Genomic DNA, 6,763 nt, shown 5'->3' with positions numbered 1-6,763 from the left:
TTTAAAGGAAACCCCTAAGCTTTTAAACTCAGGGGAACGCTCTTAGAAAAATCAGCGTTTCACAGAAACGATCACTTTAAGCCCCAAAAAAGCAAACTCAAAGTATAATGATCTCCAAGAGCGTTTGTTATGTGGCTTTGGCATAACATGCTCCTTTATGTGGTTTGCCCCATAAAGCGAACTTATGGGGCGTGATGAGATTCTACAACAAACCCCCTTAAAATCTCATCTAATCAAACACAAGGCGTTCTTAAAACATTAAAGAATGAGCGTTATTAAGCGGTATTGTTTAAAACTAATGTTTCAAACAATCTTCAAACAAATATTGATGCTCGCCAGGTAAAGCGTCAAATAAGGCTTTGGCTAAATCTTGCATTTCTTTTAAGGCTTTATTACTGCTTCTTAAAGTCAATAAATTTTGCAAGCTCCTAGCGTTAATGCTATAAGCTAAATGCGTTTTATAGCTTTCAGGCATGGCGTATTTGGCCAAATCGTTTTTAATGTTATGCTCGCTCAATAAAACCCTGAGGTTTTCTAAAGCTAAAACGCTCATTTCATTCACTTTTTCATCATCTACAAAAACTAAAAACTCTTTAGCTCTTTCTAAATTCGTTTCATTAAGGGGTAAAAAGCTCTCCACTTCTTTCAATTCCCTTAAAGTGTAACGGCTTGATTTCACGCTCAAGCTCGCTATTCGATGCCGGCTCAATTCTTGCAACGCCCCCCTGCTCAAACCCTTGATTTCAAAATTGTAATAAAGATGCTCTAAAGTGGAAGAATGCCTAAAAATATTCCCCACCCTGTGGATCAAATCCCTATCCTTACAACCTCCATTATCGCTGTATTCAAAGCTCTGCCAACAAGTGCGGATCGCTTGGCTCGCAATGTCTAAAGGGGTGTAATGCTTGCAAATCACTTCCATTATTTGACTCCTAATATCGCTTTTTATTCCACGGTAACGCTTTTAGCCAAGTTTCTTGGGTGATCCACATCGTGGTTCAAACGCATAGCGATTTCTAAAGCTAAAAGCTGCATCGCTAAATTCATGCGGAAAAATTCCTCCATGTAGCTTTCGCTCTCTTCTAATTGGATAAAATCATCAGCGATCTCTAAAATTTCAGAGCTTAACACGCAAATCGTAGAATCCCTAGCACTCAATTCTTCAATATTGCTTTTGGTTTTATCAAATAACAAGTGCTTAGACAATAGAGCAATGGTAAAAAGGTTAGAATCCACTAACGCAATAGGCCCATGCTTCATTTCCGCACTCGCATACCCCTCAGCGTGCAAGTAGCTGATTTCTTTAAGTTTTAGCGCCCCTTCTAAAGCGAGCGGGTAAAACACATCGCGCCCGATATAAAAAAAGCCATGCCCATGCAAGTAGCGTTTGGATAAGCGCTTGATCTTTTCATGCAATTTAGGCTCTACTTTCATCGCATTCACGCTATTGAGCATGTTTTTGGCTTGGATTCTTTCTTCTTCTTTAGAGATGGTCCCTAGCTGTTTGCCTAGATACACGCTCAAAAGCCATAAAAGCATCACTTGCGAAGAAAACGCCTTAGTGGATGCCACGCTCCGCTCCACCCCCGCTCTAATCAAAAGCGTGTGATCACTAATGCGGCTCATCATGCTAAAAGGGGCGTTACACAAGCTAATGGTTTTAAGCCCTTGGGCTTTGGCTAATTTTAAAGCTTCCAAAGTGTCGGCGGTTTCGCCGCTTTGAGAAATCGCTATAAAAAGCTCGTTAGGGTTGCTTTTAAAATGGGCGTAGCGGTACTCGCTCGCTAAAATGGCTCTCGCTCTTATTTTGGCCAATCTTTCAAACAAATACACGCTCGCCAAACTCGCATGGTAACTGCTTCCGCAAGAACACAGCGTGATCTCGCTCACGTTTTCTAAAAATTCAGGATCGATCTCGCAATACACACTCAAGGCTTCCAAGCGCCCCTCTAAACACTCTAGCAAACTGCTGTGCTGCTCATAAATCTCTTTTTCTAAATAATTCCTAAAATTGCCTTTAGAATAATCCTTGTTTTCAAAAGCGTAATCTTTCATGTTTTCAATATTTTTTAAATCTTTAAAATTTTCTAAAGAAATCCGCCCCACGCTGTTTTCTTCTAAAATGACAAATTGATCCACTTTAGGGGCTAACACGCTCAAACTGGACGCAAAAAACACCCCCTCTTTGCCCTTGCCCACGATCAAAGGCGAAGAAGATTTAGCGTAAAACAAGCTCTCTTTAGCCCTTTTATGGAGCATTAAAATCGCATAGCTCCCTTTTAAAAGGCTGATGCTTTTTTCAAAAGCTTTCAATAAATCGCTCTCGCTTTTAAGCGTTTCTTCTAATAAATGCGCAATCACTTCCGTGTCCGTTTGGCTTAAAAACGCATGCCCTTTATTTTCCAATTCCTTTTTCAAACTCGCGTAATTTTCAATGATGCCGTTATGCACTAAGGCTAAATTTTCTGTAAAATGCGGGTGGGCGTTCGCGCTGCTTGGCTTGCCATGCGTCGCCCATCTGGTGTGAGCGATACTCACGCCAAAATTTAAAAACTCTTTATTTTTAAGCTCTGATTTAAGGTTTTCTAATTTCCCTTGAGTTTTAAACACTTCCAAACGATCATTGCTCAATACGGCTAAACCCGCGCTGTCATAACCTCTGTATTCCAATTCCTTTAAACCCTCTAAAAGGATGGATTTTTTCTCGCTATCCCCTATATAACCTACAATCCCGCACATTTAAAACACCAATAACCCTTTTTTGATTTTATTCAAAGCGTTGATAAGCTCCTTTAGGCGCTCCACTTCTTCGCTTAATTGCGTAAAAAACGCTTCATTCACGCCCTTTGGCATGTCCATGCTCCCTCTTTTAATCTCAATAAAATCCCCCAAACTCAAATTCGCTAATTTTAAAAGCATTTCAATTTCATTTTGCGAATCTTCAATATCCGCTAAAATCTTGCGTATTTTTTCAAACATGTGATCGCCTTTAATTTAGAATGCTCCATGATAGCTAAACTATTAAATTATTAAACTATCAATGATGTTTTCTAAAATCTGTTTGACTTTGGCGTGGTTTTCTTTAAATTCCTTATGCGCGTTAAGTCCTACATGATTACTCACGCAAAAGATCCCTTTAGCCTTTAAAGAAAAAATTTTAGCCACGCTTAAGACGCTAAAAAACTCCATGTTTTCTAATAAAACGCCCTTTTGAACCATTTTTTTAGCAAACATTTCGCCGGTGTGGATGTAGTTACTGCTATTCACACGTACCCTTTCAAAAAGAGCCTGCTCTTTAGTTTCTATGTGAATGAAATTATCTAAAGGCGTGTAGCTGTTTAAATGGCTAAAACTCTCTTCAATTTGATAGCCTTGAACGCTTTCAAACACACTCAAAAGCTCCGTTTCTGGGCTATAACTCCCCGCACTCCCTATAAAAATAAGGCTTTCTGTATCAGGGTTTTTTAAACACATTCTCGTTAAATTGATCGTGCTTTCTATCAAGCCCACGCCAATAGGCACCGCTTTTTTTAAAGTCTCATTCCTTCCCGCACAAAGCAGCATGAAAATCCTTTTTTCGCATCCATTAGCTTATTATAAAACAAGCATTATAGACAAACCCTTAAAAGAAACACCTTAATTTTAGGGCTTCATTCACATTTCATTCACATGCCATTCCTTTTTCATTCACCACTTATTCACGCTATAATAACGCCATGGATACCAACAACAATATTGAAAAAGAAATCTTGGCGCTAGTCAAACAAAATCCTAAAGTTAGCCTCATAGAATATGAAAATTACTTTAGCCAACTCAAATACAACCCTAACGCGAGCAAGAGCGATATTGCCTTTTTTTATGCCCCCAACAAAGTCTTATGCACCACGATTACGGCTAAATACGGCGCGTTGCTTAAAGAAATTTTAAGCCAGAATAAAGTCGGCATGCATTTAGCCCACAGCGTGGATGTGCGTATTGAAGTAGCGCCTAAAATCCAGGTTAATGCCCAATCTAATATCAATTACAAAGCCACAAAAACGAGCGTCAAAGACTCTTACACTTTTGAAAATTTTGTCGTAGGCTCATGCAACAACACCGTTTATGAAATCGCTAAAAAAGTCGCCCAAAGCGATACCCCCCCTTATAACCCGGTGCTTTTTTATGGCGGCACAGGGTTAGGCAAAACGCACATTTTAAACGCTATCGGTAACCATGCCCTAGAAAAGCATAAAAAAGTCGTGTTAGTGACTTCAGAAGATTTTTTGACAGACTTTCTAAAGCATTTAGACAACAAAAACATGGATTCTTTTAAAAAAAAATACCGCCATTGCGACTTTTTCTTGTTAGATGACGCCCAATTTTTGCAAGGAAAACCCAAGCTAGAAGAAGAATTTTTCCACACCTTTAACGAATTGCACGCCAACAGCAAACAGATCGTATTGATTTCAGACCGATCGCCTAAAAACATCGCCGGCTTAGAAGATCGCTTAAAATCGCGCTTTGAATGGGGGATAACCGCCAAAGTCATGCCCCCTGATTTAGAAACCAAACTTTCCATTGTCAAACAAAAATGCCAGCTCAATAAAATCACTTTGCCCGAAGAGGTGATGGAATACATCGCCCAACACATCAGCGACAATATCCGCCAAATGGAAGGCGCGATCATTAAAATCAGCGTGAACGCGAACTTAATGAACGCCACCATTGATTTGAACCTCGCTAAAACCGTTTTAGAAGATTTGCAAAAAGATCATGCTGAAGGCTCAAGCCTGGAAAATATCTTGCTCGCTATCGCGCAAAGCTTGAATCTCAAATCCAGTGAGATCAAGGTCTCTTCGCGCCAAAAAAACGTCGCTTTAGCGAGAAAGTTAGTCGTGTATTTCGCTAGGCTCTACACCCCCAACCCCACGCTCTCGCTCGCTCAATTTTTGGATTTAAAGGATCATTCAAGCATTTCTAAAATGTATTCTAGCGTTAAAAAAATGCTTGAAGAAGAAAAAAGCCCTTTTATTTTAAGCCTTAGAGAAGAAATCAAAAACCGCCTAAACGAATTGAACGACAAAAAAACCGCTTTCAATTTGAGTGAATGAAAAAAGGCTTATGAAAAAGCGTTTCATTCACTCTTTTTCAAATCCTACAACCCCCTTAAAAACGCGCACCCCTAAAGCTTTTTAATTTTTCATTCCATCCATTCACGCCCCTACTACTGTTACTAATTATTATTAATTAAAGTGTTACCTATCTATAACCTATTTACAACTTTTATTAAACCTCTTTTTAAGATATAATCCAAAAATCAAAAATAAAAAGGAATAAGCATGAAAAAATCCCTTTGTTTGTCTTTCTTTCTGACTTTCTCTAACCCTCTTCAAGCCCTTGTCATTGAGCTTTTAGAAGAAATCAAAACTTCGCCGCATAAAGGCACTTTTAAGGCTAAAGTCCTTGATTCTAAAGAACCCAAACAGGTTTTAGGTATTTATAATATCTCCCCACACAAAAAACTCACGCTCACTATCACCCACATATCCACGGCAATCGTCTATCAACCCCTTGATGAAAAACTTTCTTTAGAAACGACCTTAAACCCTAACCGCCCTACTATCCCTAGAAACACTCAAATCGTTTTTTCTTCAAAAGAATTGAAAGAACCGCACTCAAACCCAATACCTTCTTTAAACGTGCCCATGCAAAAACCACAAAACAAACCCAGCTCATCGCAACAATCCCCTCAAAACTTTTCTTACCCAGAGTCCAAATTAAGCTCTAAAAACTCTAAAAACAGCCTTTTACAGCCTTTAGTAACTCCTAGCAAAGTAAGCCCTACTAATGAAGTTAAAACGCCGACAAACGACGCTAAACCCCCCTTAAAACATTCTTCAGAAGATCAAGAAAACAACCTCTTTATAGCACCCCCCACTGAAAAAACGCTCCCTAATAACAACACCTCTAACGCTGATGCGAGTGAAAACAATGAAAGCAACGAAAATAGGGACAATGTGGAAAAACAAGCGATTAGAGATCCTAATATTAAGGAATTTGCATGCGGGAAGTGGGTTTATGATGATGAAAATCTACAAGCCTATCGCCCAAGCATTTTAAAACGCATTGATAAAGACAAAGAGGTTACAACAGACATTACCCCTTGCGATTACAGCACCGCTGAAAATAAAAGCGGTAAGATCATTACCCCCTATACTAAAATCTCTGTTCATAAAACAGAGCCTTTAGAAGACCCTCAAACTTTTGAAGCTAAAAATAATTTCGCCATTCTCCAAGCCAGAAGCTCTACAGAAAAGTGTAAAAGGGCTAGAGCGAGAAAAGACGGCACGACTAGGCAATGCTATCTGATAGAAGAGCCTTTAAAACAAGCATGGGAGAGCGAGTATGAAATCACCACGCAATTAGTGAAAGCCATTTATGAGCGCCCCAAACAAGACGACCAAATAGAGCCGACTTTTTATGAAACCAGCGAATTGGCTTATTCTTCCACACGAAAAAGCGAAATAACGCGCGATGAATTGAATTTAAATGAAAAGTTCATGGAATTTGTGGAAGTGTATGAGGGGCATTATTTAAACGATATAGTCAAAGAAAGCAGTGAATACAAAGAATGGGTTAAAAACCATGTGCGCTTTAAAGAAGGGGTGTGCATGGTTTTAGAAATAGAAGAGCAGCCACGAGCCAAAAGCACGCCTTTGAGTATTGAAAACTCTCGTGTTGTTTGTGTCAAAAAGGGGAATTATTTATTCAACGAAGTTTAAGA

Annotated in this window: 6 protein-coding genes; 2 read left to right on the top strand and 4 right to left on the bottom strand. The window is 39.2% G+C overall.

Going from position 1 to position 6,763, the window contains the following annotated elements; translation table 11 throughout:
* Positions 1-295: 295 nt before the first annotated feature.
* From thyX to H7O61_RS02775, 4 genes are read right to left on the bottom strand one after another with little or no spacing between them, the layout of a single operon-like run.
* Entirely contained in the window at positions 296-922 is a 627-nt protein-coding gene (thyX, locus tag H7O61_RS02790) for an FAD-dependent thymidylate synthase (protein WP_079295359.1), read from the bottom strand.
* A 23-nt stretch (positions 923-945) separates the two neighbouring features.
* On the bottom strand, positions 946-2,739 hold the full coding sequence (gene glmS / locus H7O61_RS02785) for a glutamine--fructose-6-phosphate transaminase (isomerizing) (RefSeq protein WP_187875073.1): 1,794 nt from the start codon (positions 2,737-2,739) through the stop codon (positions 946-948).
* Positions 2,740-2,979 carry a DUF2443 domain-containing protein gene (locus tag H7O61_RS02780; RefSeq protein ID WP_000461837.1) on the bottom strand — a complete coding sequence of 80 codons (240 nt, stop codon included), beginning with the start codon at positions 2,977-2,979 and terminating at the stop codon, positions 2,740-2,742.
* A gap of 42 nt (positions 2,980-3,021) precedes the next feature.
* On the bottom strand, positions 3,022-3,564 hold the full coding sequence (locus H7O61_RS02775) for a nucleoside phosphorylase-I family protein (RefSeq protein ID WP_187833543.1): 543 nt from the start codon (positions 3,562-3,564) through the stop codon (positions 3,022-3,024).
* A gap of 152 nt (positions 3,565-3,716) precedes the next feature.
* On the opposite strand from H7O61_RS02775, the gene dnaA reads away from it, so the two are divergent.
* Positions 3,717-5,090, top strand: a complete 1,374-nt coding sequence (dnaA, locus tag H7O61_RS02770) for a chromosomal replication initiator protein DnaA (RefSeq protein WP_187875072.1) — start codon at positions 3,717-3,719, stop codon at positions 5,088-5,090.
* 228 nt (positions 5,091-5,318) lie between these two features.
* Entirely contained in the window at positions 5,319-6,761 is a 1,443-nt protein-coding gene (locus tag H7O61_RS02765) for a competence protein (RefSeq protein WP_187875071.1), read from the top strand.
* Positions 6,762-6,763 lie beyond the last annotated feature (2 nt).

Source organism: Helicobacter pylori, assembly GCF_014496965.1.
In the GTDB taxonomy this organism is placed as follows: Bacteria; Campylobacterota; Campylobacteria; order Campylobacterales; family Helicobacteraceae; genus Helicobacter; species Helicobacter pylori_CZ.
Note: the sequence above shows the minus strand (reverse complement) of the source record. Positions and strands in the feature narration are given on the sequence as shown.